This window comes from Pseudorhodoferax sp. Leaf267, assembly GCF_001422405.1.
GTDB lineage: Bacteria > Pseudomonadota > Gammaproteobacteria > Burkholderiales > Burkholderiaceae_C > Pseudorhodoferax.
On record NZ_LMMV01000006.1, the window covers coordinates 19,632 to 44,642 of the forward strand.

The 25,011-nt window shown below is 71.0% G+C and carries 19 protein-coding genes and 1 tRNA gene; 9 read left to right on the forward strand and 11 right to left on the reverse strand.

From position 1 onward, the window contains the following. Window positions 1-56: 56 nt before the first annotated feature. The 6 genes from ASF43_RS10635 (at window position 57) to ASF43_RS10660 (ending at window position 3,618) form a co-directional block, all read left to right on the forward strand. Complete coding sequence (locus tag ASF43_RS10635; RefSeq protein ID WP_369803255.1) at window positions 57-557, forward strand: NfeD family protein; 501 nt, start codon at window positions 57-59, stop codon at window positions 555-557. Between the two features lie 35 nt (window positions 558-592). Further along, a complete protein-coding gene (locus ASF43_RS10640) occupies window positions 593-1,510 on the forward strand; it encodes an SPFH domain-containing protein (RefSeq protein WP_056180212.1) in 918 nt (305 codons plus the stop codon). A gap of 19 nt (window positions 1,511-1,529) precedes the next feature. Then, window positions 1,530-1,907, forward strand: coding sequence for a DUF2237 family protein (locus ASF43_RS10645; RefSeq protein WP_056180215.1), 378 nt, complete (start codon window positions 1,530-1,532; stop codon window positions 1,905-1,907). A 24-nt stretch (window positions 1,908-1,931) separates the two neighbouring features. After that, window positions 1,932-2,022, forward strand: a tRNA-Ser gene (locus ASF43_RS10650). A gap of 353 nt (window positions 2,023-2,375) precedes the next feature. Next, a complete protein-coding gene (locus ASF43_RS10655) occupies window positions 2,376-3,143 on the forward strand; it encodes a THxN family PEP-CTERM protein (protein WP_056180217.1) in 768 nt (255 codons plus the stop codon). A 280-nt stretch (window positions 3,144-3,423) separates the two neighbouring features. After that, window positions 3,424-3,618 (forward strand): hypothetical protein, encoded by a 195-nt coding sequence (locus ASF43_RS10660; protein WP_056180220.1) that lies wholly within the window; start codon window positions 3,424-3,426, stop codon window positions 3,616-3,618. A gap of 23 nt (window positions 3,619-3,641) precedes the next feature. Here ASF43_RS10660 and ASF43_RS10665 read toward each other — a convergent pair whose 3' ends face one another. From ASF43_RS10665 to ASF43_RS10695, 7 genes are all read right to left on the reverse strand, one after another. After that, window positions 3,642-4,088, reverse strand: coding sequence for a universal stress protein (locus ASF43_RS10665; RefSeq protein ID WP_056180223.1), 447 nt, complete (start codon window positions 4,086-4,088; stop codon window positions 3,642-3,644). A 96-nt stretch (window positions 4,089-4,184) separates the two neighbouring features. Further along, window positions 4,185-4,928, reverse strand: coding sequence for a 2OG-Fe dioxygenase family protein (locus tag ASF43_RS10670; RefSeq protein WP_056180226.1), 744 nt, complete (start codon window positions 4,926-4,928; stop codon window positions 4,185-4,187). Further along, entirely contained in the window at window positions 4,925-5,257 is a 333-nt protein-coding gene (locus ASF43_RS10675) for a DUF3325 family protein (RefSeq protein WP_235578213.1), read from the reverse strand. The genes ASF43_RS10670 and ASF43_RS10675 overlap by 4 nt, the downstream gene beginning before the upstream one ends. Beyond that, window positions 5,250-6,911: a PepSY domain-containing protein gene (locus tag ASF43_RS10680; protein WP_056180231.1), complete on the reverse strand. Its 1,662-nt coding sequence runs from the start codon at window positions 6,909-6,911 to the stop codon at window positions 5,250-5,252. Before ASF43_RS10680 ends, ASF43_RS10675 begins: the two co-directional genes overlap by 8 nt. Before the next feature lie 12 nt (window positions 6,912-6,923). After that, on the reverse strand, window positions 6,924-7,220 hold the full coding sequence (locus ASF43_RS10685) for a hypothetical protein (protein WP_056180234.1): 297 nt from the start codon (window positions 7,218-7,220) through the stop codon (window positions 6,924-6,926). Between the two features lie 58 nt (window positions 7,221-7,278). Then, window positions 7,279-15,741 carry a GH36-type glycosyl hydrolase domain-containing protein gene (locus ASF43_RS10690; RefSeq protein WP_235578214.1) on the reverse strand — a complete coding sequence of 2,821 codons (8,463 nt, stop codon included), beginning with the start codon at window positions 15,739-15,741 and terminating at the stop codon, window positions 7,279-7,281. Continuing rightward, complete coding sequence (locus tag ASF43_RS10695; protein WP_056180465.1) at window positions 15,738-15,992, reverse strand: DUF1488 family protein; 255 nt, start codon at window positions 15,990-15,992, stop codon at window positions 15,738-15,740. The genes ASF43_RS10690 and ASF43_RS10695 overlap by 4 nt, the downstream gene beginning before the upstream one ends. A 543-nt stretch (window positions 15,993-16,535) precedes the next feature. On the opposite strand from ASF43_RS10695, the gene ASF43_RS10705 reads away from it, so the two are divergent. After that, complete coding sequence (locus ASF43_RS10705; RefSeq protein WP_056180238.1) at window positions 16,536-17,327, forward strand: hydroxyacylglutathione hydrolase; 792 nt, start codon at window positions 16,536-16,538, stop codon at window positions 17,325-17,327. A gap of 21 nt (window positions 17,328-17,348) precedes the next feature. Here ASF43_RS10705 and argC read toward each other — a convergent pair whose 3' ends face one another. After that, window positions 17,349-18,305 carry an N-acetyl-gamma-glutamyl-phosphate reductase gene (gene argC / locus ASF43_RS10710; protein WP_056180241.1) on the reverse strand — a complete coding sequence of 319 codons (957 nt, stop codon included), beginning with the start codon at window positions 18,303-18,305 and terminating at the stop codon, window positions 17,349-17,351. Window positions 18,306-18,409: 104 nt separating this feature from the next. Here argC and ASF43_RS10715 point away from each other — a divergent pair, with 104 nt between their 5' ends. Then, window positions 18,410-19,300 carry a LysR family transcriptional regulator gene (locus ASF43_RS10715; protein ID WP_056180243.1) on the forward strand — a complete coding sequence of 297 codons (891 nt, stop codon included), beginning with the start codon at window positions 18,410-18,412 and terminating at the stop codon, window positions 19,298-19,300. On the opposite strand, the gene ASF43_RS10720 is transcribed toward ASF43_RS10715, so the two are convergent. Then, on the reverse strand, window positions 19,297-19,770 hold the full coding sequence (locus ASF43_RS10720; RefSeq protein WP_056180246.1) for an Lrp/AsnC ligand binding domain-containing protein: 474 nt from the start codon (window positions 19,768-19,770) through the stop codon (window positions 19,297-19,299). The genes ASF43_RS10715 and ASF43_RS10720 overlap by 4 nt on opposite strands. Window positions 19,771-19,862: 92 nt before the next feature. Between ASF43_RS10720 and putA the strand changes: the two genes are divergently transcribed. Further along, window positions 19,863-23,600, forward strand: coding sequence for a trifunctional transcriptional regulator/proline dehydrogenase/L-glutamate gamma-semialdehyde dehydrogenase (gene putA, locus ASF43_RS10725; protein WP_056180248.1), 3,738 nt, complete (start codon window positions 19,863-19,865; stop codon window positions 23,598-23,600). Window positions 23,601-23,604: 4 nt separating this feature from the next. Here the strand turns inward: putA and ASF43_RS10730 are convergent, their stop codons facing one another. Together ASF43_RS10730 and ASF43_RS10735 are read right to left on the reverse strand one after the other, a co-directional pair. Continuing rightward, window positions 23,605-24,204: a hypothetical protein gene (locus tag ASF43_RS10730; protein ID WP_056180251.1), complete on the reverse strand. Its 600-nt coding sequence runs from the start codon at window positions 24,202-24,204 to the stop codon at window positions 23,605-23,607. Further along, on the reverse strand, window positions 24,201-25,001 hold the full coding sequence (locus ASF43_RS10735) for a glycoside hydrolase family 19 protein (protein ID WP_200932502.1): 801 nt from the start codon (window positions 24,999-25,001) through the stop codon (window positions 24,201-24,203). Before ASF43_RS10735 ends, ASF43_RS10730 begins: the two co-directional genes overlap by 4 nt. Window positions 25,002-25,011: the final 10 nt, after the last annotated feature.

Consider the following 25,011-nt stretch of genomic DNA (forward strand, 5'->3'; position numbering starts at 1 on the left):
CTCCGGCCCTTCTGGGCGTGGTGGAAAACGACAGGCGCGAAGTGTAAGGACATTGCATGACGGCGCGTTTGGGCCCTGCTGCTTTTGTCCCACAATGCGCGGGTTCAAACACAAGGGGCAAGCGGATGGGCATGGCGGACTCGACGTTCTGGTGGCTGCTGGCAGGTGCCTGCATCGTGCTGGAACTGGTGACCGGCACCTTCTATCTGCTCATGGTGGCGCTGGGCTTTATCGCAGCGGCCCTGATGGCCTATCTGGGTGTCGCGATGACGGGCCAGATCGCAATGGCGGCCGTCGTCGGCGGCGGCGCGGTGGCCGTGTGGTATGCAGTGCGCAGCCGCAGGCCGCAAGGTGTTGCTGCCCAGGCCAATCCCGACGTCAACATGGACATTGGCGAGACGCTCACGGTCCAGGCCTGGAGCCCCGATGGCACGGCCTCCGTACACTACCGCGGCGCACGCTGGACTGTCGTGCAGCGCGGTGCCGCAACGCCCGAGCCTGGCCTGCACCGGGTGGTTGCCGTGGTCGGCAACCGGCTGGTGGTCGACAAGGCCTGACGCGCCGTCTGTCACAACATCTCTGGAGAAACTGGATGGAATTTGCTCTCGTCCTGCTGGTCATCGCGGTGGTCTTCGTGTCCCAGTCGATCAAGGTCGTGCCGCAGCAGAACGCGTGGGTGGTCGAGCGGCTGGGCAAGTACAACGCCACGCTGACACCCGGCTTGAACTTCCTCGTGCCCTTCGTGGACCGCGTTGCCTACAAGCACAGCCTGAAGGAGATTCCGCTGGACGTGCCGAGCCAGGTCTGCATCACGCGCGACAACACGCAGCTGCAGGTCGACGGCATCCTGTACTTCCAGGTCACCGACCCCATGCGCGCCAGCTACGGCTCGTCCAACTACATCATGGCCGTCACACAGTTGGCCCAGACCTCTCTGCGCAGCGTGATCGGCAAGCTGGAGTTGGACAAGACCTTCGAGGAGCGCGACATCATCAACGCGCAGGTCGTTGCCGCCATCGACGAGGCCGCGCTGAATTGGGGCGTGAAGGTGCTGCGCTACGAGATCAAGGACCTCACGCCGCCGGCCGAGATCCTGCGCTCCATGCAGGCGCAGATCACGGCCGAGCGCGAGAAGCGCGCGCTGATCGCCGCCTCCGAAGGCCGGCGCCAGGAGCAGATCAACATCGCCACCGGCGAGCGCGAGGCCTTCATCGCCAGGTCCGAGGGCGAGAAGCAGGCCGCCATCAACCAGGCCCAGGGCGAAGCCGCCGCCATCACGGCCGTTGCCGACGCGACGGCCCAGGCCATCGCGCTCGTGGCCTCCGCGATCCGCCAGCCCGGCGGCGACCAGGCCGTGCAACTCAAGGTGGCCGAGCGTGCCGTCGACGCCTACAGCAAGGTCGCTGCGGATGCGAAGACCACGCTCATCGTGCCGAGCAACATGACGGACGTGGCCACGCTGATCGGCTCGGCGATGCAGATGATCCACTTGCCGACACCGAAGGCCTGAGGCCGTGGCAGACGGCGCCATGGACCACAACGTGCTGGGCTCGGAACTGGTGCCCTGCTCCTACGCTCCGCTGACCGGCTGGTTCCGCGACGGCTGTTGCCGCACCGACGCGCAGGATGCCGGCACGCACGTGGTCTGCGCCAAGGTCACGGCCGAGTTCCTGGCGTTCTCGCAGCGCCGCGGCAACGACCTGTCGACGCCGCGGCCGGAACACCGCTTCGCCGGCCTGCAGCCCGGCGACCGCTGGTGCCTTTGCGTGAATCGCTGGAAGGAGGCGCACGAAGCCGGCTGCGCGCCCTGGGTGGTGCTCGAATCGACGCACATCAGCGCGCTCGAGTTCGTGCTGCTCGAAGACCTGCAGCGCCACGCCTGGCCCAAGCGCAGTGCGCCCACTTGACACTGCTATACTTGCGGGCTTCGCGGAGCGGTGGATGAGCGGTTTAAGTCGCACGCCTGGAAAGCGTGTGAGGGTTAATAGCCCTCCGCGGGTTCGAATCCCGCCTGCTCCGCCAATAACGTAGTTCCGAGCAATTCACGAGGCTCGGGACGTCCCCTGAAACCCTGTAGAACGATGCTTCTACAGGGTTTTTTGTTGTGGGTCCCCACTCCACCACGAAACGTGGCGAGCCGGTCAGCCGACTCGCACGGCCAGTGGAGCAACCTGCGCGTGGGTTACGCCTTGTAGGACCTGTCCTCCGTCGATAAATGTGTCAACTCCGTCACATCCTCGACAGTGTTTTTCAAACAAGTTATTGATTCAAAAGTGTTTTTTGACACTGGCACGGGGCGTGCTAAATGTTACCCGTCGTAACAAATTTGGATCAGGAACCCCATGACCCGTACCTTCTCCCGCGTTGCCATTGTTATGGCCGCCGCTTGTGCAGTCAACGCAGCGGTCGCTGCACCCATCATGCAGTGGGACTACATCGTCGACAGCGCCTTCAACGTCGATCAGACTTTTTTCAACGCTGGCCGTGCAGGCAGCAATGGCCTGGCCAGTGCCTTGGAAGTGAGCTGGGGCGTGCAAGGCGGTGACGTCGGCCTCAACCGCAGCGCGCTGCAGATCTCCAACACCCCGAGCGCCGGCACCCTGGACACCGATGGTGCATCCAAGCTGGCCAATACCTATACGCACATCAACAACGGCGCACTGGGTTTGAACAGCGTCTCGCTCAAGAGCACGCAGATCGACGCGTCCCTGAGCCTGCGGCCCACCGGCTCTGGCCTGGCCTACGAGGCGTTCACCGCGAACTACACCATCAACTTCGCAGAAACGCGCAACGTTGCCGGCACCTGCGCCGTGACGACCTCGGCAGTGCCCTGCGACGACATCTTCGTCCTGAGCGGCTCGCTGAACGAAACCTTTGACTTCAACGGTTTCCGCTACTTCGTCAGCTTCTTCGCAGCACCGTCGCTGACGGCGCTCGCACCTGAAGTCTGCGCGGCTGCCAACGCAGCAGCCGGCTGCTTCGGCTTCACCACGCAGGAGTTCCAGGACACGGCCGTGAACTTCAACCTGGTGATCACGAGCCAGGCCATCGAAGTGCCGGAGCCCGCCTCCATCGCCCTGCTGGGTGTGGGACTGCTGGGCCTGGCCGGCCTGCGCGGCCGCAAGCAAAAGACGAAGGCCTGAGTTCTTCGCCTCCCATGAAACCCGCTTCGGCGGGTTTTTTTATTGCTGTACCTTCCGTCGCACCTGCAGATGCTTTCAGGGTCGCGACAGGCACCGCCAGGGGCGAGCGCCGACACAGTCGCGCCACGATGGGTGGCGTGCCCGCAACACGCCGGGGCCAATCGTGGCGCAACTGTGTCGCCAGAGGATTGGCTGGCCTGCGGTGCGCATTAGTTGCCATCAGGGTTTCTCCCAGCCTGAAAAATCAACGCATCGACAGCCCATCCTTGCGAGATTCACCATGCAGCGACACCTCATCAAGACAGCCGCTCTCCTGGTCCTGGTCGCTGCCTTCCTGCCCGGCTGCGGCGGTGGCGAAGACAGCGACGGGTTCGCCGAAGCCACCGCGTTGGAAATGGAGAGCTACGAGGCGCCGAGCCGAGGCCCCGAATGGCTCAGACCGCCCGCCGACGCCAGTGTGGCCGATCAAGTCTGAGCCGCAGCGAGCTGCATGGCAGCCTAGGCTTCGCTGCCGCGCACCACCAGCACCGGCACGCGCGCGTCCTGCAGCACACGCTGGGTCACGCTGCCCAGCAGCAGTTTCTCGATGCCGCGCCTGCCGTGCGAGCCCATGACGATCAGGTCGGCGCCACAGGTCTTCGCCGTCGCCAGGATGCCTTCCTCAGCCGCGTGGCCGTCCACGACGGCGGAATCACTCTGCAGCCCTGCGGCCGTGACGATCTCGGTTGCCGCATGCAGCGCGTTGTTGGCGTTCGACGTGGCCGCCGACAGATAGTCGGCCTGGCCCAGGGCGTAGTCGGCCCCCGCACCCAGGAACGGGTAGGGGTCGATCACATGGACGAGGAACAAGGTGGAACCGAAGGCCTTGGCCACGGTGACGGCCTGGCGCAAGGCGTTGAGCGCGCTCTGCGAGCCGTCGACGGGAACGAGGATCTGCTGGTACATGCTGGCGTCCTTTTCCGGGAAAGACAGCGGCGCCGATGCCGCCGCAGCCAGTCTAGGAAATCGCCAGCCACCAGGCTGTAGGACCGCACCCGCGATTCAGACGCCCTGGAAACCGCCGGCCCGGAAGGTCAGCACCAAGGTGTCGCGCCAACCGCCCTGCTCCAGCGGCTGGATCGGCGTGGACTCGTGGATCACGCGTGCGTCGTCCAGGAACAGCAGCGACCAAGGCTCGGTGAGCGTGAAACGCTGGCCTTTCGGCCCCTCGGCCTCGAATACGCGCGTCTCGCCGCCCTTGATGCCGTGGCGGCCGATCAGCAGCACGGCCACGAAGTCCACGCCATCGCGGTGCGCGCCTTCGGGCGTGGGCCGGCCGATGCCGTCGGTGGTGTCGATGCGGAACTGGTGTGCCTCCACGTACCAGGGCGTGCCGGCCTGCCCGCGCAGCGCCGAGCACAGGTTGCCCAGGCCCACCAGCAGCTGGCGCCAGGCAGGCTGCAGCACGTCGCTGGCGTGCATGGGTTCGAACCAGCGTTCCATGCCGCCATGCAGTGCGTTGTAGGCTACGGGCTGCCAGTGCGCACGGTGCGCGACCTGGTTCAGCGTGTCGGCCTGGACCACGAAACAGGAATGGCGGCGGCGCCGGTAGCGTCCGCCGTCCTTCAGGTAACCGTCGGGCGGCAAGTCGGCCCAGCCGGGCTCCAGCGGGCGCAGCGCGGCCGGCGTGCAGCCCGCCAGCTCGCAGACGGCCGCCGTGCCGAGCACGGCATAGCCTTGTTGGCGGACGACCGCCACGGCCTCGGCCGATGAGGTCAGGGAAGGGGCAAGAATGGGTGTGGTCATGGCGTCGCTCGGGCCGATGGTACCCAAGCCACCAGTGGCGCAAGCAGGCGCGGCCGCCAGCTCAACGTGAGCGCTATGGCGATCGCGGCAGCGGCCAGGCTCATGGTCCAGACCAGTGAGGCCATGGAGCCATGGTCCACGGCCAGGCACAGCAGCAGCGCGCCGGCGAGCGTTAGGGCGCCGAGCACGCGCAACAGACGCACGCCACCTGGCGCCGGCACGGTGCCGCCGCGCACCTGCGCCCAATGCACGTCCATCGCCAGGGCCAGCCAAGCCAGGCCCAGCGCGTTGGCGGCCACGGCCGCCGCGACCATCAGCGACTCAGGCACGGGCCGCTCCCACGGCCGTGCCGCGCGGCACCGCGCCCTGCGCCCGGCTTCGCAGCCGGCGCGCGGCCACCACCGCGAGCGCAGCGCCGGCCAGCATCACGAGGTCGACACCGGCCACGGGCCAATAGCCGTCGGCGATGGTGCGCAGCAGATGGTCGCCCGTGGTCACCCAGTTCAGCAGCACGGCTGCCACGGCCAGCGTCGCCACCGCCCAGCTCTGCTCGCCCCAGGCGGGTGCCATGCCGCCGTCGGCCACGGGAGCCGTGCGCCAGATGCCATGTGCAAAGGCCAGCAGCCATGCGCCCCAGAAGGTGTACTGCTCCCAGTCGCCGCGGGCCGGCAGGTCCACCGGCAGCACGCGGTTGGCGATGAGCATGACCAGGGCCGCGCAGAGCATGCCGGTCACGGTGCTGACCGCGAAGGCATCGACCCAGCGCGCCCCGCTCACGCCCTGCTTGGCGTGCTGGCGCTTGCGCTTCTCGACGAAGAAGATGAAGCCCGTGGCGATGCAGACGCAGCCCGACAGGCCGCCGATGAAATACAGCCAGCGCAGCGTCCAGTGCCGGAAGTGCTGCAGGTGCAGGCCGGTCAGGAAGTTGTTGATGCCGGCCACGGCCGTCACGGGCGGGTCTTCGTGCAGCAACCTGCCGGTGGCGGCCTGGTAGTGGATGCCCTCGCCCGTCAGCGTCACGCGGTCGGTGCCGGCCCGGTAGACGCTGACGTAGGCGTTGTCATGGCCTACGTGCTGCACGTTGAGGAACCCGACCTCCCCGGCCATGCCCTTGGCCGCCCAGCGGCGCTGCGCATCGGCCACCATGGCATCGACCGAGGCCAGCGTGCCGGGCACGCCCGAGGCCTTGGCCGGCAGGCCGGTCTGCGTGGCCTCGTGCTGCTCGTGCAGTTCGTGCAACGGCGCCAGCTGCGTGTGCGTGATCGGGAAGTAGGTCCCACCGAAGATCACCAGGCCCGAGAAGGCGAAGATGAAGTGGAACGGCAGCGCCACGACGCCGGTCAGGTTGTGCAGGTCCAGCGTGCTGCGCTGCGTGTGCTTCTTCGGGCGGAAGGTGAAGAACTCGCGAAAGAGCTTGCGGTGCATGACCACGCCGCTGACCAGCGCCACCAGCATGACCAGCGCGGCGAAGCCGACGATCCAGGTGCCCAGGTTCATCCACTGCCAGTTCAGGCTGTAGTGCAGCGGATAGAAGAACTGGCTGCCGATCTTGAGCCGGTCGTCCGACAGCGATCGGCCCGAACGCGGGTCGATGGTGCGCGTGCCGAAGATGCTGTCGTCCGGGTCCTTGGCGTTCGGCAGCTCGAAGCCCACGAACACGCTGAGCACCGGGTCGCGGTGCGTGGTGTAGGCGCCGTAGCGCTGCGCAGCAAAGCTGGTGGCCATGGACCCGTTCACGCGCGAGCGGGCCTGCTCGATGGCGTCGGGCAGCGGCTTGATGTCCTGGAACACGGGAAGCAGCATGCGGTCGAACGAGGGCATGGGCTGCGGCGCGAAGCGCGACTCGGGGATGGCCCAGCGGTCGATCTCGCGGTCGAACACCGACAGCGCACCGAAGAAGAAGACGGCCATCAGCACGAAACCCAGCACCAGCCCGAACCAGGTGTGCAGCCAGGCCATGGACAGGCGGAAATTCTGGAACATGTGTCGCCCCCCTCAGACCAACGCGCGCTGCACGAGCCAGGCCACGCCTGTCATCGCCGCGCCGCCACCGGCCAGCACCGCCCACACCCGCGCCAGGCTGCCGGCCGCGAAGGACCAGCAGAACAGGCCCAGGAACAGCAGGAAGCCGATCATGGTGCTCAGCGACTCGGCGTCGTGGAATGGCATGCCAGCCGCGAACAGCAGCGCGATGCTGGCGGCCATGAAGCCCCAGGTGAAGGCGTAGCCGCCCAGCGTGCCAGCGGCGATGCGTGACGCGATGTGCAGGCGGGACAAAGGGCGGAAAGCCATGGTCGATCCACTTCGCTATTTGAGAGTGGTTCGCATTATCGCCGACGCCGCCGCGCCTTCAGATCGTCAGCAGCAGGCGGTGCGCGCCCCCATCCAGCGCCACGCGGGCGCCCTGCGCGGCGTCCAGCAGCGTCTCGTCGTCCAGCAGCGCCGCCGTGATGCCGCGGCCACTCCGCGAGGCATGCAGCACGCGCACGGCGTACACCGTGCCCTCGATGCGCAGCGTCATCTCGAACATCGGCCAGTCGGCGTGCAGGCAGGGGTCGATGACCAGCGTCGCGCCCTCGCGCCGCAGCCCCAGGATGCCCTCCACGCCCGCCCGGTACATCCACGCGGCCGAGCCCGTGTACCAGCTCCAGCCGCCGCGGCCCTGGTGCGGCGCCACGGCATAGACGTCGGCGGCCACCACGTACGGCTCCACGCGGTACAGCGCCGCGGCCTCGGGCGTCAGCGCGTGGTGGATCGGGTTCACGAGCCGAAAGAGCTCGGTCGCGCGGTCGCCGTCGCCCTGCTGCGCGAAGGCCAGGATGGCCCACATGGCGGCGTGGCTGTACTGCCCGCCGTTCTCGCGCACGCCGGGCGGGTAGCCCTGGATGTAGCCGGGGTCGCGCGCCCCCTTGTCGAACGGTGGCGCCAGCAACAGCACGAGCTGCTCGGCCGGCAGCACCAGGTGCCGGGCCAGCGCGTCCATGGCCTGCGCGGCGCGCTGCGGGTCGGCCGCGCCGGACAGCACGGCCCAGGCCTGGGCGATGGCGTCGATGCGGCATTCGGCGTTGCCGTCGGCGCCCAGCCAGCTGCCGTCGTCGAAAGTGGCGCGCCGGTACCAGGCGCCGTCCCAGGCCCCGCGCTCGATGGCGGCGCGCACGGACTCGGCATGCGCACGCCAGCGCGCGGCGCGTGCGTCGTCGCGGCCGTTGGCCAGCGGTGCGAACAGCGCAATGGTGCGCACCAGCAGCCAGCCCAGCCACACGCTTTCGCCGCGGCCCTCGGCGCCGACACGGTTCATGCCGTCGTTCCAGTCGCCGGTGCCGATCAGCGGCAGGCCCAGCGTGCCGGTGAGCGCCAGGCACTGGTCCAGCCCGCGCGCGCAATGCTCGAACAGCGAGGCCGGCTGCCCGGCCGGCTGCGGCTGGAAGAAAGCGTCGTGCTCGCCGGGTTGGAGCGCCGGGCCGTCGAGGAAGTCGAGCGGCTCGTCCAGCACGGCGGCGTCGCCTGACACCCGGATGTAGTGCGCCGCGGCATAGGCCAGCCACACGCGGTCGTCAGAGATGCGCGTGCGCACGCCCTGGCCCGAATGCGGCAGCCACCAGTGCTGCACGTCGCCCTCGACGAACTGGCGGCCCGCCGCGCGCAGCAATTGCGCGCGCGCCGTGGCGGGCTGCGTGAAGCCCAGCGCCATGCTGTCCTGCAGCTGGTCGCGAAAGCCGTAGGCGCCGCTCGCCTGGTAGAACGCCGCGCGCGCCCACAGCCGGCAGGCGATGGTCTGGTAGAGCAGCCAGCCGTTGAGCAGGATGTCCATGGCGCGGTCCGGCGTCTTGACCTGCACCGCCCCTAGCGTGCTGCGCCAATGCGCCTGCACCTCGGCCAGCACGGCGTCCAGGTCGGCGGCGCGGTAGCGTGCGATCAGGGCCTGGGCGTCTTCCAGCGACGCGCCCTGCCCCAGCACGGCGACGACCTCGATGGTGGCGCCGGGTGCCAGGTCCACCACGCATTGCAGCGCCGCGCATGGGTCCAGCCCGGCACCGGTCGCGCCCGACAGCGAAGCCCGCGCCAGCAGCGCGGCGGGTGCGGCCAGGCTGCCGTTGCGGCCCAGGAACTCGCTGCGGTCGGCCGTCCACGCGGTCTGGCGGCCACGCAGGTCGGCGAAGGCCACGCGGCCGGGGAAGGCCAGGCCCCAGGGCTTGTGCGCCAGCAGCGCGCCGCTGGCCGCGTCCACCGCGGTCACGATGAACGGGGCCGAGGCGCCGCGCGAAGTGCCCAGCACCCATTCCGCATAGGCCGTGACCGACAGGCGCCGTGGCTGGTCGCTGCGGTTGTGCAGCTTCAAGCGCGAGATCTTCACCGGGTCGGCCAGCGGCACGTATTGCAGCAGCTCCACCGCGATGCCCTGCGTGGTGTGCAGGAAGCGGCTGAAGCCGTGGCCGTGCCGCGCCTCGTAGCAGCCGGCGCCACGCACGGGCTGGGCGGTGGGCGTCCACAGCGCGCCGCTGGCCTCGTCGCGCACATAGAAGGCCTCGCCGGGCGGATCGCTCACGGGGTCGTTGGACCAGGGCGTGAGCTGGTTGTCTCGGCTGTTGGCGCACCAGGTGGCGCCGCTGCCCTCGGTCGATGCGTGGAAGCCGAAGCCCGGGTTGGCGATGACGTTGATCCACGGCGCGGGCGTGGCCTGGCCGGCGTGCAGGCGCACCACGTATTCGCGCCCGTCGTCGGCAAAGCCGCCCAGGCCGTTGAAGAATTCCAGCGCATCGGCGTCGGGCACCGTGGGTTCCCCCTGCTCCTGCACGGGTGCGGCGGGCTCCGGCGACGCCACCGGCCGCGGCGCGGGCAAGCGTGCCAGCCGGTCGGCGATGGCGCCATGCCGCGCCACCAGCTCCACGCGCGCGGCGGCCTGCAGCAGGGCGCGGGCGCTGCTGCCCATGAGATCGGCGCGCAGCACATGCACGGCGCCCTGTACCAGGCCCGCACCCAGGCGCGGCCGGGCCTGGCTGCTGCGCACGGCGGTTTCGATGGCGATCTGCAGGTCCTGCACATACGAGCTGGCGCGTTCGTTCACGATCACCAGGTCCACGCCGACCTGCTTCATGCCCCAGTACTCGTGCGCGCGCAGCGCCTGGCGCACCTGGGCCAGGTCCTCCATGTCGTCGATGCGCAGCAGCACGAGGGGCAGGTCGCCCGACACGGCATGCGGCCACAGGCCGGACTGCGCCCCTGCACCGCGCAGCAGTGTGTCGGCTGGCGCGCGCAGGCGCCGGTCGGCGTACAGCAGCGGCGCGGCCAGGCGCTGGAAGTCGGCCGCCTCGTCGGCGTCCACGCCCAGGTGGCGCAGCTGGACCTGGGCCTGCGTCCAGGCCAGCGTGGCGGCACGTTCGAAGGCGCTGCGGTCGTGGTGCTTGTCGATCAGGTGCAGCAGCTCGGCGCGCGAGGGCGCGACCACGGTCCAGAACGCCACGCGCACCAGCGCGCCCGGCGGGATGCGCACACGGTGGCGCAGCGCGAAGACCGCATCCAGCACCGTGCCCACCGTGCCCGACAGCGGCTGGCCGTCGACGATGGCCGCGGCCGTGCCGGCGTCGCGGCTGCGGCCCAGGAAGCGCGCGCGGTCGGACTCGTGCTGCGGCGCGGCCGTGCTCTCGCCCTCCACCACCGCGAAGTGCGCGGCCCACACGGGCGGCTCGTCCGGCGAGCGTGGGCGGCGCGTGGCCAGCAGCGCGCCGAACTCGGGCAGGTATTCGGTGTGCACGAACAGCTTGGCAAAGGCCGGGTGCGCCTCGTCGGCGGCCGGTGCGGCCAGCACCATCTCGGCATAGGAGGTGATGTCGATCTCGCGCGCGCGCCGGCCGCTGTTGGCCAGCGACAGGCGGCGCACCTCGGCATCGCTCTCGCCCGAGACCAGCACGGCCAGGGTGCTGGCCAGGCCGCCTTGGCGGTGCGTGAAGCTGGCCTGGTCTTCGCCGAACACCACCTCGTAGGCCCGCAGGTCGGCGCCGGCCAGCGGCATGGGCTGCGCGCACGGCGACCAGGCCTGGCCCGTGACCACGTCGCGCAAATAGAGGAACGCGCCCCAGGGGTCGCGCGTGGCATCTTCGCGCCAGCGCGTGATGGCCAGGCCGCGCCAGCGGCTGTAGCCCGCGCCCGATGCGGTGAGCATCACGCTGTAGCTGCCGTTGGACAGCACATGCGTGACGGGAGGGCGCCCCGGCTCCAGCCCCGGCAGGCGGCGCACGGTGGCGGCCGCGGCGCCGGCCTCGTCGCGCGAGGCATGCACCTCTTCGGCACGCGGATGGCCCACGGCCACGTTGCGCGGCATGCGTTCCTGCAGCAGCAGCTCGCTGGACTGCACCATGGGCTCGCGGTGGAAGCGCTCGCGCATGCGGCCGTTCTGCAGCACGTTGGCGATCGCCACGATGGCCATGCCCTGGTGGTGGGCCATGAAGTTGCGCACGATGGCCACGCGCGCGCCCTCGGGCAATCGCGCAGGCGTGAAGTCCAGCGCCTCGTAGAAGCCGTGGCGGCCCAGCGCGCCCATCGCGGCCAGGCGCGTGAAGTTGCGGCACGCGGCCTGCGGGTCGACCATGGCGGCCAGCGCCGTGGCATAGGGCGCCACCACCTGGTGGTCGGCCAGGCCGCGCTTCAGGCCCAGGCCGGGCACGCCGAAGTTGGCGTACTGGTAGGTGAACTCCAGGTCGCGCGCGTTGTAGGCCGACTCGGAGATGCCCCAGGGCATGCCCAGCGCATGGCCATACGCGATCTGGCGCTGCACGATGAGGCGGTTGGTCTGCTCCAGCAAGCTGCCGGCCGGCGCGCGCATGACCAGGGACGGCATCAGGTACTCGAACATCGAGCCCGACCACGAGATCAGCGCCGAGCCGCCGAACAGCGGCGTGGCCGTGCGGCCCAGGCGGAACCAGTGGCGCGTGGGCGCGTCGCCCTTGGCGATGGCGAACAGGCTGGCAAGCCGCGCCTCGGACGCCAGCAGGTCGTAGCAGTTGGTGTCCAGCCGCTGCTCGGCCAGCGCGTAGCCGATGGACAGCAGCTTGCGCTCGGGGTCGAGCAGGAAAGCGAAGTCCATGTTCAGCGCCATCTCGCGCGCCGTGGCGGCCAGGGCCTTGAGGCGCAGCACCAGCGGCGGCAGGGGCTGCGCGCGGTCCTGCCCATGCGCGGCGGCCAGGCGGCCCAGCGCCTGCGCCCAGAACAGCAGGTCGGCCAACGCGTCTTCGCTCTGCTGGCCCAGGCCGCGCGCGGCGCCGGCCAGCTTGTCGGCCAGGCGCACCAGCGCGGGGGCCAGCGCGTCCAGCGCCAGCGGGCTTTGCAGCTGGGCCGTGATGTCGTCCAGCACGGCCGCAGCACGCGGCGCGGCGGCACCATCGGCCTGGCGCGCCAGGCGCACCGCGTCCCACAGCCCGGCACGCGGGTCGGCCAGCGCGGCGCCGGCCTGCCACTCGTCGCAGGCATTGGCCAGCGCGATCAGGTGGCCGGCCAGGTTGCCGCTGTCCACCGAGGACACGTAGCGCGGGTCCAGCGCACGCAGGTCGGCCGTGCCGTACCAGTTGAAGAAATGGCCCTTGAGACGCGGCAGCTGATGCAGCGTGGCGAAGGTGGCCTCCAGCCGCTCCACGGTCTGCACCAGCCCGGCCCAGCCGAAGTCGCGCGCGGTCGCGGTGGCCAGCAGGTACAGGCCGATGTTGGTCGGCGAGGTGCGGCGTGCCAGCACGGGCTGCGGGTCTTCCTGGAAGTTGTCGGGCGGCAGCATGTGGTCGGCCGGCGTCACGAAGGTCTCGAAGAAGCGCCAGGTGCGCCGCGCGACCAGGCGCAGGGCCAGCGCGTCGGCCGCGGGCAGCACGCGCTTGCGGCTGGGCGCCGGTGGCCGGCTGGCCCACAGCGCGAGCGCGGGCGCAGCGGCCCATAGAAGCGCGAACGGCAGCACCCAGGGCGCGGCCGCAGGCGCCAGCAGCAGCGCGCCGCCGCAGGCCGCCAGGCCCAGCGCCGTGCCGCCGGCCATCTGGCGGTAAAAGCCCCACAGGTCCAGCCGCGGTTTGCGGCCGGACTGCGCGGCCGTGGTCCACTCCAGCAGCCGGCGCCGCGTGAAGCCCAGGCGCACCAGCGTGCGCACGATGGCGTCCCCCATGCGCCAGGCCTGCTCGGGCAGGAAGGCCAGGGCCGTTGCAATCTGAAGCAAGGCCATCCGCAGATCCGCCACCAGGGCCTGCACATGGCTGCGCAGCAGCACGCCGGGCCGGTGCGGCCAGATGCCGAACACGGGCGCCAGCAACGGCGCGACCGCCAGCGTGGCCAGCACCAGCAGCACGGCCACAGGCACCGCGCTGGCCGGCATCCACCAGGCGGCGAGCAGGGCCAGCAACATCGAAGGCGCCAGCAGCGCGCGGCGCAGGTTGTCGGCCATCTTCCAGCAGCCCAGCGCGGGCACGGCCTGCGCACCGGTACGCGCGCCGAACAGCCAGGGCAGCAGTTGCCAGTCGCCACGTGTCCAGCGGTGCTGGCGGCGCGCGGCCACGTCGTAGCGTGCGGGGGCCTCTTCGACCAGCTCCACGTCGGACGCCAGGCCCGCGCGCGCGAACACGCCTTCGAACAGGTCGTGGCTCAGCATGCTGTTGTCGGGCACGCGGCCCTGCAGCGCGGCCTCGAAGGCGTCGATGTCGTAGATGCCCTTGCCGGTGTAGGAGCCTTCGCCGAACAGGTCCTGGTAGACGTCGGAGACGGCCATGGCATACGGGTCCATGCCGCCGGGGCTGGACGAGATGCGCTGGTACAGCGAGCCCTCGCGGCCCACGGGCAGCGAGGGCGTGATGCGCGGCTGCAGGATGGCGTAGCCGCCCACCACGCGCTGCAGCGCGGCGTCCAGGCGCGGCTGGTTCAGCGGGTGCGCCATCTTGCCGACCAGGCGCAGCGCGGCGTCGCGCGGCAGGCGGGTGTCGGCGTCCAGCGTCAGCACGTAGCGCACGCCTTGCGGCACGGTGCACGGGCCGTAGCTGGTGTCGGTCGCGCCACGCAGCAGGCGGTTCAGCTCGTGCAGTTTGCCGCGCTTGCGCTCCCAACCCATCCACACGGCTTCGCGTGCGTTGAACGTGCGCCGCCGGTGCAGCAGCAGGAAGCGCGCGCCGCCGGGCGCCGGGCCGTGGCGCTGGTTCAGCGCCGCGATGGCCTCATGGGCCACGGCCAGCAGCGCGGCGTCGCCAGGCAGGGTTTCGCTGGCCGCGTCCAGCCCGTCCGTCAGCAGCGCGAACACGAGGTCGCCACCGCCGCCGGCCAGGTGGTGCACCTCCAGCCGTTCGATCTGCTCGCGCAGTTCGGCCTCGCTGCCCAGGAGGGTCGGCACCGCAACCAGCGTGCGCAGCGCCTCGGGCACCCCGCCGGCCAGCTCCAGGCCCGGCAACAAGGTCGCGCCGAAGCGCCAGGCCGCGGCGCGCTGCACGAGCGCGGTGGCGACCTCGCTGGCCGGCAGCGCAAGCCCCAGCAGCCACAGCGCGACGACGGCGAGGCCGGCGCCCACCGGCAGCCACCACCAGGCCAGGGCCAGCAGCGCCACGGTGGTGAGCGCGATCGCGCCGATGTAGGCCGCCAGGCCGCGCCCCGCGTGCCAGCGCACGATGCGCAAGCCCAGCCGCGGCCGAAAGCGCACGGTGGCCTCCAGCGCTGGCCGGCCCTCGGCGATCAGGTGGTAGCCCGGGTCTTGCGCGCGTGCGAACGCAGGCGGCGCCGCGTGCGCAGCGGCCAGGGCGTGGCCGGCGATCTCCAGCTCGGAACACGGCGAGGCGCGTGCCAGCTGCTCGATGGCGTTGCGGTACAGGTTGCGCGTGGCGAAGTCCATGGCCGCGAAGCCGCTGCCTGCGCACAGCGCGGCGTCCACCAGGCTCACGCGCTCGAACAGGTCGGCCCAGTCGATGTCCGACATGAGGCGCAGGCTGGTCATCACATTGCGCACGGTGACGTTGGAAGCTCCCTGGCGCTGCTGCGCATGCGCGACCACGGCGTCCACGCTGCTGCCCTGTTGCTGCAGGCGCTGCTCCAGCCAGCCCAGTGCCGGCATGGTCTGCGGGTCGCGGTCGCGCAGGCCCTTGGCCAATTGCGCGGCGAAGAGCTCGGAGAGCGGCCGCGGCGAGCGCGCGGCGATGTCGTCGGCCAGTGCGGACGCAGCCTCCAGGCCCGTGAGCCGGCCTGCGAACGCATCGGCATCGGCGCGCGCCACGCGGCCCACGCTGATCTGGTCCGCCAGCCGGCGCAGGTTCTCGATCAGCACGATGCGCACCGTGATCGCCACGGCCCACAGCTCGCCGATGGTCAGCGGCTGCACGCGCTGGTAGGCCGCCAGAAAGCCCGCCAGCACGCCGGCATCGACATGGCTGTCGGTGTGCGCGACGAAGGCCCAGGCCAGGCCGAACACGCGCGGGTAGCCCGCGAATGGGCCGTCGGCCAGCTTGGGCAGCTGCCGGTAGAAGTTGGGCGGCAGGTCGCCGCGGATCTCGCGGATCTGCTTCTCGACGAGGTGGTAGTTGTCGAGCAGCCACTCGGCCGCCGGCACGACACGGCGCCCGGCCTCCAGCTCGGCGGCACTGTCCTGGTAGGCGGCCAGCAACACGCGCGCGTTGTCGTCCAGCCGCGTGCGCAAGGTGGTGACGCGCGGCGGGCGCTCTGTGACGGTCTGCGCAGCGGCCAGGCTGCGCGCATGCTGCTCGAGCCGTTCGACGCCGAACAGCTCCTCGCGCACGGGCGCGGTGTCATGCCAGGGGGTGGTGCGGGGTGTACGGCCGAGCGTGCGGTTCCACAGCAGGTTCGCGGCGCTCAAGCGACGACCAGATCCGCGTCGCGCAGCATCACTGGTTCACGCGCACCGCCCGCCACCCGCCGGCGCACGGCGGCATCCAGCTCCGGCATGTGCTGACGGTAGGTCTCCATGGGGTCGTCGTCGCGGCCGTCGGGCCGGTAGGCGTAGTGCAGCGTTTCCTTGCGGATGCTGGCGCCGACCAGTGCGGCGTCGATCTCGACCCAGAAGCGCACGGCGCCGGAGGCCTCGTGGAAAAAAGAATCCTGGGACATGGCGAACTCCAAAAATGCGGCGGGTCAACCGTCCGCAGTTGGCTTCGCCTGAATTCGCCGCCTGCAACAGGCGGCGCAACGCCACCGGCCTTGTGTCCCAGGGTAGGCCCGCCACGCGCTGCCGTCTGTGCGCTGCCGCACATAAGGCCTGCGAGGCGCCAGCCAGGATGAGATCGAACCCTCAGGTGCGTCTGGCTGTACCCGCGGCGGCAGATTACTTGTTCTTCAGCTTGCCCTTGGGCAGCACCGCCGTGGTGGGCGGCATGGGGCGCGTGGAGGTGCTGGAGGAGTCCGACGGCGGGCTGTTGTCCTTCTTCGGCTTTTTCGTCATCTTGTTGCTCCGCTGTTCGCCTTTGGCCATGATGTGTTCCTCGTCAAAGTGGTCGAATGTACTGCCCGCGTAGGCCACCGCAGCGCACCGTCAGCGCGCCGTGGCATTCATTTCCTGGAACACTTGCCGCCCATGCACCTGAACACCACAGAACCGCGCCGCGCGACGCCGCGCCTGCAAGCCGCCCCCCTGCCCGCGCGAGGGCCGGCCGCATGATCGTCGAGCGCATCTGGACGGGCAACGCCTACCGCAACTACAACTACCTCGTCGCGTGCCCCGAGACCGGCGAAGCGCTGGCCATTGACCCGCTGGACCACGAGAAGACCCTGTCGACGGCCAAGGCCAAGGGCTGGCGCATCACGCAGGTGCTCAACACGCACGAGCACCACGACCATACCGGCGGCAACGCAGCCGTGCTGGCCGCCACCGGTGCGCAGCTGATCGCGCACGAGCGCGCGGCCGGCAAGATTGGGGGCGTCACGCGCGGCGTGAAGGCCGGCGACGTGATCAAGGTCGGCCGCCACGTGGAGCTGCAATGCCTGGACACGCCGGGCCACACGCTGTGCCACGTCTGCCTGTTTGCGCACACAGACCAACCCGCGCTGTTCTCGGGCGACACGCTGTTCAACGCCGGCGCCGGCAACGTGCACAACGGCGGCGACGTGAACCAGCTCTACGACACGTTCACCCGCCAGCTTGCCCAACTGCCCGCGCAGACCGCCGTCTACCCCGGCCACGACTACATCGAGAACAACCTGCGCTTCACGCTCGCACGCGAGCCCGGCAACGCCGAGGCGCAACGCCTGCTCGACCGCGTGGCCGGGCAGGATGCGGCCCAGGCCCCCGTGACCACGCTGGCGCAGGAAAAGGACGTGAACACCTTCATGCGGCTGGACAGCCCCGCGCTGATCGCCCGTCTGCGCGAGGACTTCCCGGACCTGCCCGAGCAGCCTGATGCGAAGACGGTGTTCGTGAAGCTGCGGGAGCTGCGCAACCGCTGGTGACCCGCAGCGCGGCACGGCTTCTCAGGCCGCGGCTGGCTCCAGCGGCGCAGCCGCCGACAGGCCGAGCATCAGGTCCAGGTTCTGCACCGCCGCACCGGCTGCGCCCTTGCCCAGGTTGTCGAACACCGCCGTCAGCAGCACCTGGCCCGTGCGCGCGTTCCCGAACACCGCTAGCCGCAGCCGGTTCGTCCCGTTCAGCGCGCGGGGGTCGAGCCGCTGCGCGTCGGCGTCCTCGGCCAGCGCTTGCACTTCGATGCAGGCCTGCGCCGTGTAGCGCGCCTGCAGCGCGGCATGCAGGCGTTCGGCCGTCACACCGGCGGTCAGCAGGCGCAGGTGGAGCGCGATGGTCAGCACGATGCCCTGCCGGTAGTGGCCGTAGGCCGGCACGAACACCGGTGCGTGCGCCAGGCCGGCGTGCTGCTGGATCTCGGGCACGTGCTTGTGGTGCAGGCCCAGGCCATAGATTTGCAAGGGCACTGCACGCGCCGCGCCTGCGCCCTCGTGGTCGTCGAGCCCGGCACGGCCGCGCCCTGAGTAGCCCGACACGGCGTGGATCGCCAGCGGGTAGTCGGCCGGCAGCAGGCCGCTGTCGACCAGGGGCCGGAGCAAGGCCAGCGCGCCGCTCGGGTAGTAGCCGGGATTGCTGACGCGCGTGGCACTGGCAATGCGCGCGGCCTGGCCCGCATGCAGCTCGGGCAGGCCGTAGACCCAGCCCGGCGAGGTGCGGTGGGCCGAGCTCGCGTCGATCACGCGCACGCCCGGGCGGCGCACCAGGGCCACGGCCTCGCGCGCTGCGTCGTCGGGCAGGCACAGCAGGGCGACGTCGCAATCGTTCAGCGCCTCGACGCGGTGCGCCGCGCTCTTGCGGTGACCGGGCGGCAGTTGCAGCAGGCGCAGGTCGGTCCGCCCATGGAGCCATTGCTGCACCTGCAGGCCGGTCGTGCCCTGGTCGCCGTCGATGAAAACAAGAGGGGTCATGTCGCGCTCCGAGTGTTGTCCGCACGCATGGTGCACCGGCCAGCGCGTGCAGGCCAGTTGAATCTGACAAACTAGCCGTTCACGAATCCTGAAGGGGCGGCACGATGCGCGAGATCAACCTGGACCGCCTGCGCACGCTGCTGGCAGTGGCCGACCTCGGCTCCTTCGCCGCAGCGGCCAAGGCACTGCACCTGGCGCCACCCACGGTGACGCTGCATGTCGCGCAGCTCGAAGCCCGGCTCGGCACGCGCTTGCTGCACCGCGCGCCGGCCGGTGTCACCACCACGTCGGCGGGCGCCCTGCTGGTGGACAAGGCGCGGCGGCTGCTGGCCGAGGCCGACGACCTGCTGCAGACCGTGCAGCGCCAGGTCGCCGCGCGCGGCGGGCGCGTGCGCCTGGGGGCCTCCACCGGCGCACTCGCGCATCTTCTGCCGCAGGCCCTGGAGACGCTGGCCGCCCGGCATCCGGAAATCGACGTGCAGGTGGCGGTGCTGACCAGCGAGGAGGCCCTGGCGCGGCTGGCCGCCGGCAGCCTGGACATCGGCATCGTCGCGCTGCCCCAGCCCGTGCTGCGCGGCCTGCGGGTTCAGCCCTGGCGCCAGGACCCGGTGCTGGCCTTCATCCCTGCCGCCTGGAAGCCGCCGCGGCACGTGACGCCGGGCTGGCTGGCCGCCCGGCCGCTGATCGCCAACGACCGCGGCACCCGGCTCTCGCGCCAGACCGCCGAGTGGTTCGCCGCGGGCGGCGAGCGGCCCGAGCCGCGCATCGAGCTCAACTACAACGACGCGATGAAGAGCCTCGTGGCCGCCGGCTACGGCGCCGCGCTGCTGCCGCACGAGGCCGGCGCGCCCGCGCCGGACCCACGCATCAGCACTAGAGCGCTGCGGCCGGCGCTGTCGCGCGCGCTGGGCATCGCGCACCGCACCCGGCCGGACGACGAAGCCACGCAGGTGACGCTGCGGGCCCTGCTGGAGATGAAGGAAGGACGCGCCTAGCCCAGGTGCAGGTGGGCCGAGTTCTTCACTTCTTCCATGACCGCATAGGTGCGCGTCTCGCGCACGCCGGGCAGCTGCCACAGCACGGTGCCGGCGAACTCGCGGTAAGCGGCCATGTCGGCGCTGCGCGTCTTGAGCAAATAGTCGAAGCCGCCGGCCACCATGTGGCATTCCATGATCTCGGGCCGCACCTGCACGGCCGCCTTGAACTGGTCGAACACGTTGGGCGTGGTGCGGTCCAGCAGCACCTCGACGAACACCATCATGCCGGCGCCCAGCTTGAGCGGGTTCAGCCGCGCCTCGTAGCCCAGGATGTAGTTCTCGCGCACCAGGCGCTGCACGCGCGCCAGCACGGCGGTGGCCGACAGGCCCACGGCCTCGGCCAGCTTGAGGTTGGCGATGCGGCCGTGCGCCTGCAACACGGACAGGATGCGCAGGTCGATGCGGTCCAGCGGGACGGGCTCGGTCATGGCTAGTGAATCGTTCGTCGAAATGGAGGAAAAACGAATCTTAATTCGGGCAGAAGCGCAGCATCATCCCGGCTTCCACTGCCGAGACCGCCATGCCTCCACCCCCCGCCCTGCCCCGCCACGACCTCGCCAGCGCCAGCGTGCAGGCCTCGCCGCTGCGTGCCGCCATCACCGCGGCCACGCGCATGCCGGAGCCGCAAGCCGTGCCGGCGCTGCTGGAACAGGCCCGGCTGGCGCCCGATGTCGCGCGCGCCACGCAGGACCTGGCCCAGCGCATCGCCCGCACGCTGCGCGAGCGCAAGGCGGCCGGCGGCAAGGCCGGCATCGTGCAGGGGCTGCTGCAGGAATACGCGCTGTCGTCGCAGGAAGGCGTGGCGCTGATGTGCCTGGCCGAGGCGCTGCTGCGCATCCCCGACAAGGCCACGCGCGACGCGCTGATCCGCGACAAGATCGCGCACGGCCAGTGGCAGCCGCACGTGGGCCGCAGCCCTTCGCTGTTCGTCAACGCAGCGACCTGGGGCCTGCTGCTGACGGGCAAGCTGGTCGCCACGCACAGCGAGGCCGGCCTGTCCACGCTGCTGGCGCGCATCGTCGGCAAGGGCGGCGAGCCGCTGATCCGCAAGGGTGTGGACATGGCCATGCGCATGATGGGCGAGCAGTTCGTGACCGGCGAGACCATCGGCCAGGCGCTGGACCACGCGCGATCGCTGGAGGCCCAGGGCTTTCGCTATTCCTACGACATGCTGGGCGAGGCCGCGCTGACCGCCGCCGACGCCAGCCGCTACCTGCGCGACTACGAGCAGGCGATCCACGCCATCGGCGCGGCGTCGGCCGGCCGGGGCATCTACGACGGCCCGGGCATCTCGATCAAGCTGTCGGCGCTGCACCCGCGCTACAGCCGCGCCCAGGTGGCACGCGTGCACGAGGAGCTGTACCCCATCCTGCTGGGCCTGGCGCAACTGGCGCAGCAGTACGACATCGGCCTGAACATCGACGCCGAGGAAGCCGACCGGCTCGAGCTGTCGCTGGACCTGCTGGAGCGCCTGTGCTTCGAGCCCGCGCTGGCCGGCTGGAACGGCATCGGCTTCGTGATCCAGGCCTACCAGAAACGCTGCCCCTTCGTGATCGACCACATCGTCGACCTGGCGCGCCGCAGCGGCCACCGGCTCATGGTGCGGCTGGTCAAGGGCGCGTACTGGGACAGCGAGATCAAGCGCGCCCAGGTCGACGGCCAGGCCGGCTACCCGGTTTACACGCGCAAGGCCTACACCGACGTGGCCTACATCGCGTGCGCGCGCCGCCTGCTGGCAGCGCCTGACGCCGTGTACCCGCAGTTCGCCACCCACAACGCGCACACGCTGGCCGCCATCTACGAGCTGGCCGGGCCGGCCACCTACCACCCGGGCCAGTACGAGTTCCAGTGCCTGCATGGCATGGGCGAGCCGTTGTACGAGCAGGTCGTGGGCCGCCCGGCCGACGGCAAGCTGGGCCGGCCCTGCCGCATCTACGCGCCCGTCGGAACGCACGAGACGCTGCTCGCCTACCTGGTGCGCCGGCTGCTGGAGAACGGTGCCAACACCTCGTTCGTGAACCGCATCGCCGATGCGTCGATCCCCATCGAGACGCTGGTCGAGGACCCGGTCGCCACCGTGGAGCGCATGGCCGCGCAGGAGGGCTCGGCCGGCCAGCCGCACCCCGCCATCCCGCTGCCCGGCGCGCTGTACGGCGCCGCGCGGGCCAACTCGCACGGGCTCGACCTGGCAAGCGAGCGCGACCTGGCGCAGCTGGACCTGGGCCTGCTCGCCGGCGCGCAGACGCCGTGGACGGCCGCGCCGCTGCTGGCCGCCGGCACCACCGCTGCCCAGGCCAACACGGTGCGCAACCCGGCCGACCACGACGATGCCGTCGGCAGCGTGCAGGAGGCCAGCGACTCCGACGTGGACTCCGCCCTGGCCAGCGCCACGGCCGCCGCCGCCGGCTGGGCCGCCACCGCGCCGGCCGAGCGGGCCGCCGCGCTGGAACGCGCGGCCGCGCTGCTGGAAGCCGACCTCGCGCCCCTGCTCGGCCTGCTGTCGCGCGAGGCCGGCAAGACCTATGCGAACGGCATCGCCGAGGTGCGCGAGGCGGCGGACTTCCTGCGCTACTACGCGGCCCAGGCACGCCACGACTACGACAACGCCAGCCACGTGCCGCTGGGCCCGGTGGTCTGCATCAGCCCGTGGAACTTCCCGCTGGCGATCTTCGTCGGCCAGGTCGCCGCCGCGCTGGCTGCAGGCAACGTCGTGCTGGCCAAGCCGGCCGAGCAGACCCCGCTGGTGGCCGCCCATGCCTTGCGCCTGCTGTGGCAGGCCGGCGTACCGCGCGCGGCCGTGCAGCTGCTGCCCGGCCGCGGCGAGACCGTGGGCGCGCGACTGGTCGGCGACGCCCGCGTGCAGGGCGTGATGTTCACGGGCTCGACCGAGGTCGCGCGCCTGTTGCAAAAGAGCCTGGCCCAGCGCCTGGCGGCCGACGGCGGCACCGTGCCGCTGATCGCCGAGACCGGCGGGCAGAACGCCATGATCGTGGACTCGTCCGCGCTGGCCGAGCAGGTGGTGACCGACGTGCTGGCCTCGGCGTTCGACAGCGCCGGCCAGCGCTGCTCGGCGCTGCGCGTGCTGTGCGTGCAGGACGACGCGGCCGAGCGCATCGTCGCCATGCTCAAGGGCGCCATGGCCGAGCTGCAGGTCGGCGACCCGGCCGCGCTGGCGACCGACGTCGGCCCCGTCATCGACGCCGAGGCGCAGCAAGGCATCGCGCGCCACATCGACGCCATGCGTGCCAAAGGCCGTGCCGTGTTCCAGGCCACCGATGCGCCTGCGGCCGGCACCTTCATCGCGCCCACGCTGATCGAGCTGGACACCATCGCCGAACTGCAGCGCGAGGTCTTCGGCCCCGTGCTGCACCTGGTGCGCTACAAGCGGCGCGACCTGGCCGCCCTGATCGCGCAGATCAACGCCACGGGCTACGGCCTCACGCTGGGCCTGCATACGCGCATCGACGAGACCATCGCCCAGGTGGTGGCCAGTGCGCATGCGGGCAACGTCTACGTGAACCGCAACATCGTGGGCGCCGTGGTCGGCGTGCAGCCCTTCGGCGGCGAGGGCCTGTCGGGCACCGGGCCCAAGGCAGGCGGGCCGCTGTACATGTACCGGTTGCTGTCCGGCAGGCCGCAGGATGTGCTGGCCCGCGCGCTCGCCTATGTCGGCGCGCAGGACGCGCCGGCTGCCGCCACGCCGATGACCGAGGCGGCCGAGGCCCTGCACGCGCTGCGCGCCTGGAGCGCTTCGGGCCAGCCCGATCTGGCCGCCTGGTGCGCGCGCTATGCCAGCCTGGCCTGTACCGGCGCGGCGCGCACGCTGCGCGGGCCGACCGGTGAGCGCAACGTCTACAGCCTGGTGCCGCGCGACACCGTGCTGTGCCTGGCCGACAGCGACGCCGACCGGCTGGCGCAATTGGCGGCCGTGCTGGCCGTGGGCAGCCGTGCCGTGTGGCCGGCCGACGCGGCTGCGCTGCATGCTCGCCTGCCGGCGGCCACCCAGGCCTGCGTGGTGCTGGCGCAGGACTGGGCGTCCGACGCCGTGCCGCTGGACGCCGTGCTGCACCACGGCAACGCCGCGGCCCTGCAGCAGGTGAACGCGCGCGTGGCGGCACGCTCCGGCCCGCTGGTGGCCGTGACCGGCCTGCCGGCAGGCGACACCGCGATCCCGCTGGAGCGCCTGGTGGTGGAGCGCGCGCTGAGTGTCAACACGGCTGCAGCCGGCGGCAATGCGAGCCTGATGGCGATCGGCTGACGGCTCACGGCGGCTCGCCGCGGCCCTGCGTGGTCTCCACGAGCTGCCAGCCACCGTCCGCCCATCGCGAGCGCTTCAGGGTGTAGACGCCGGGCGCCGAGTACGCCCGCAGCTCGCGCGCCTGGGGCACCAATTCGCCCCCACGAAACGCATAGGTGTCGCGCCCGTATTGCGTGGCCCCGTCGCGCCACGACGAAAGCACTTCGCGCCGGGCCGCATCGAACGCCGGTGCCGGCAGTTCATCGAGCGCCGCGCTGCGCACGAAGCGCTGGCCCGCTGGGTCGAACAGCCAGTTCACATAGCGCACATTCGGCCCGGCCGGGCGCACGTCGATGACGCGCAGGTCGGGCGCGCCATCGAAATTCATGTCCAGCACCTCGATCTCGGGCGCCTCGGCCGATGCCGGGATCTGAAGCCGCTGCAGCACATCGGCGCCACGGCGCACTTCGATGGTGTCGCCGGCACGTGCGAACTGCAGCGCCGCGCTGGTGGCGGCCGCGGGTGTTGATGCAGGTGCCGCCGGCGCCGTGGCGGCCGGTGGCGCAGCCGCCGGCTGGCACGCTGCGAGCAGCGCCGCGCTGACCAGCGCGGCGGCCCGCTTCAAGCCAGCCCCAGCACGGCCTTGGCGCGCGCCAGGTTGGCCAGCCGGTCGTCCAGCCCATTGAACGGCGGGCCGCCGTTGATCAGGCGCGTGACCTTCTTCGCGTCGTCGGCTTCGGCGTGCGGGCCGATCCTGCGCAGCACGGCCCAGTACCAGCAGGCAGCATCCACCGACAGCAGCGGGTCGCGGGCGATCGGCGTCGGGTCGCTCAGGTAGTCGGCGTTGTTGAACTGGCTGTAGCTTGCGTAGTTGGCGCGCCCGGTCAGCTGGATCAGGCCGCGGCCCTTGAAGCGCTTGCCATCGCCGGGCTGGGTGTTGCCCAGGTCGCCGCGCCCCTCGTAGGCGGCGCCGCTGGCGATCTCTTCGGAGTACAGGAACGAGCCGGACTCATGGCCGATCTGGGCAATGAAGTGCGCCATCTGCAGCGGGCTGCTGGCGATGCCGTACTTGACCATGCCGGCCTTGAGCGGTTCGAAATACAGATCGATCTTGCTGCTGGCCGCGGCCGGCAGCACGATGGCCAGCTTCTCCTTGGTGGGCCCGGGCGCCAGGCCGGCCAGCAGCGCCCGGATCGTGGCGTCGCCCGGTGCGATCACGCGGTCGGACTCGGGCAATCCCATCACTTTCGTCTCGAAGGCCTCGATCGCGGCCAGCGTGTTGGGGCCGATGCGGCCATCGGGCGTGAGCGGCTTGCCCGGCGCGGGCAGGCGGTGCGCGTTCTCGTTGAGCAGGATCTGCACGACGGCCACGTCGGCCGTGTCGTTGCGGGCGCCAACGCCCACGGTTTTGGCGATGCACATGGTGACTCCT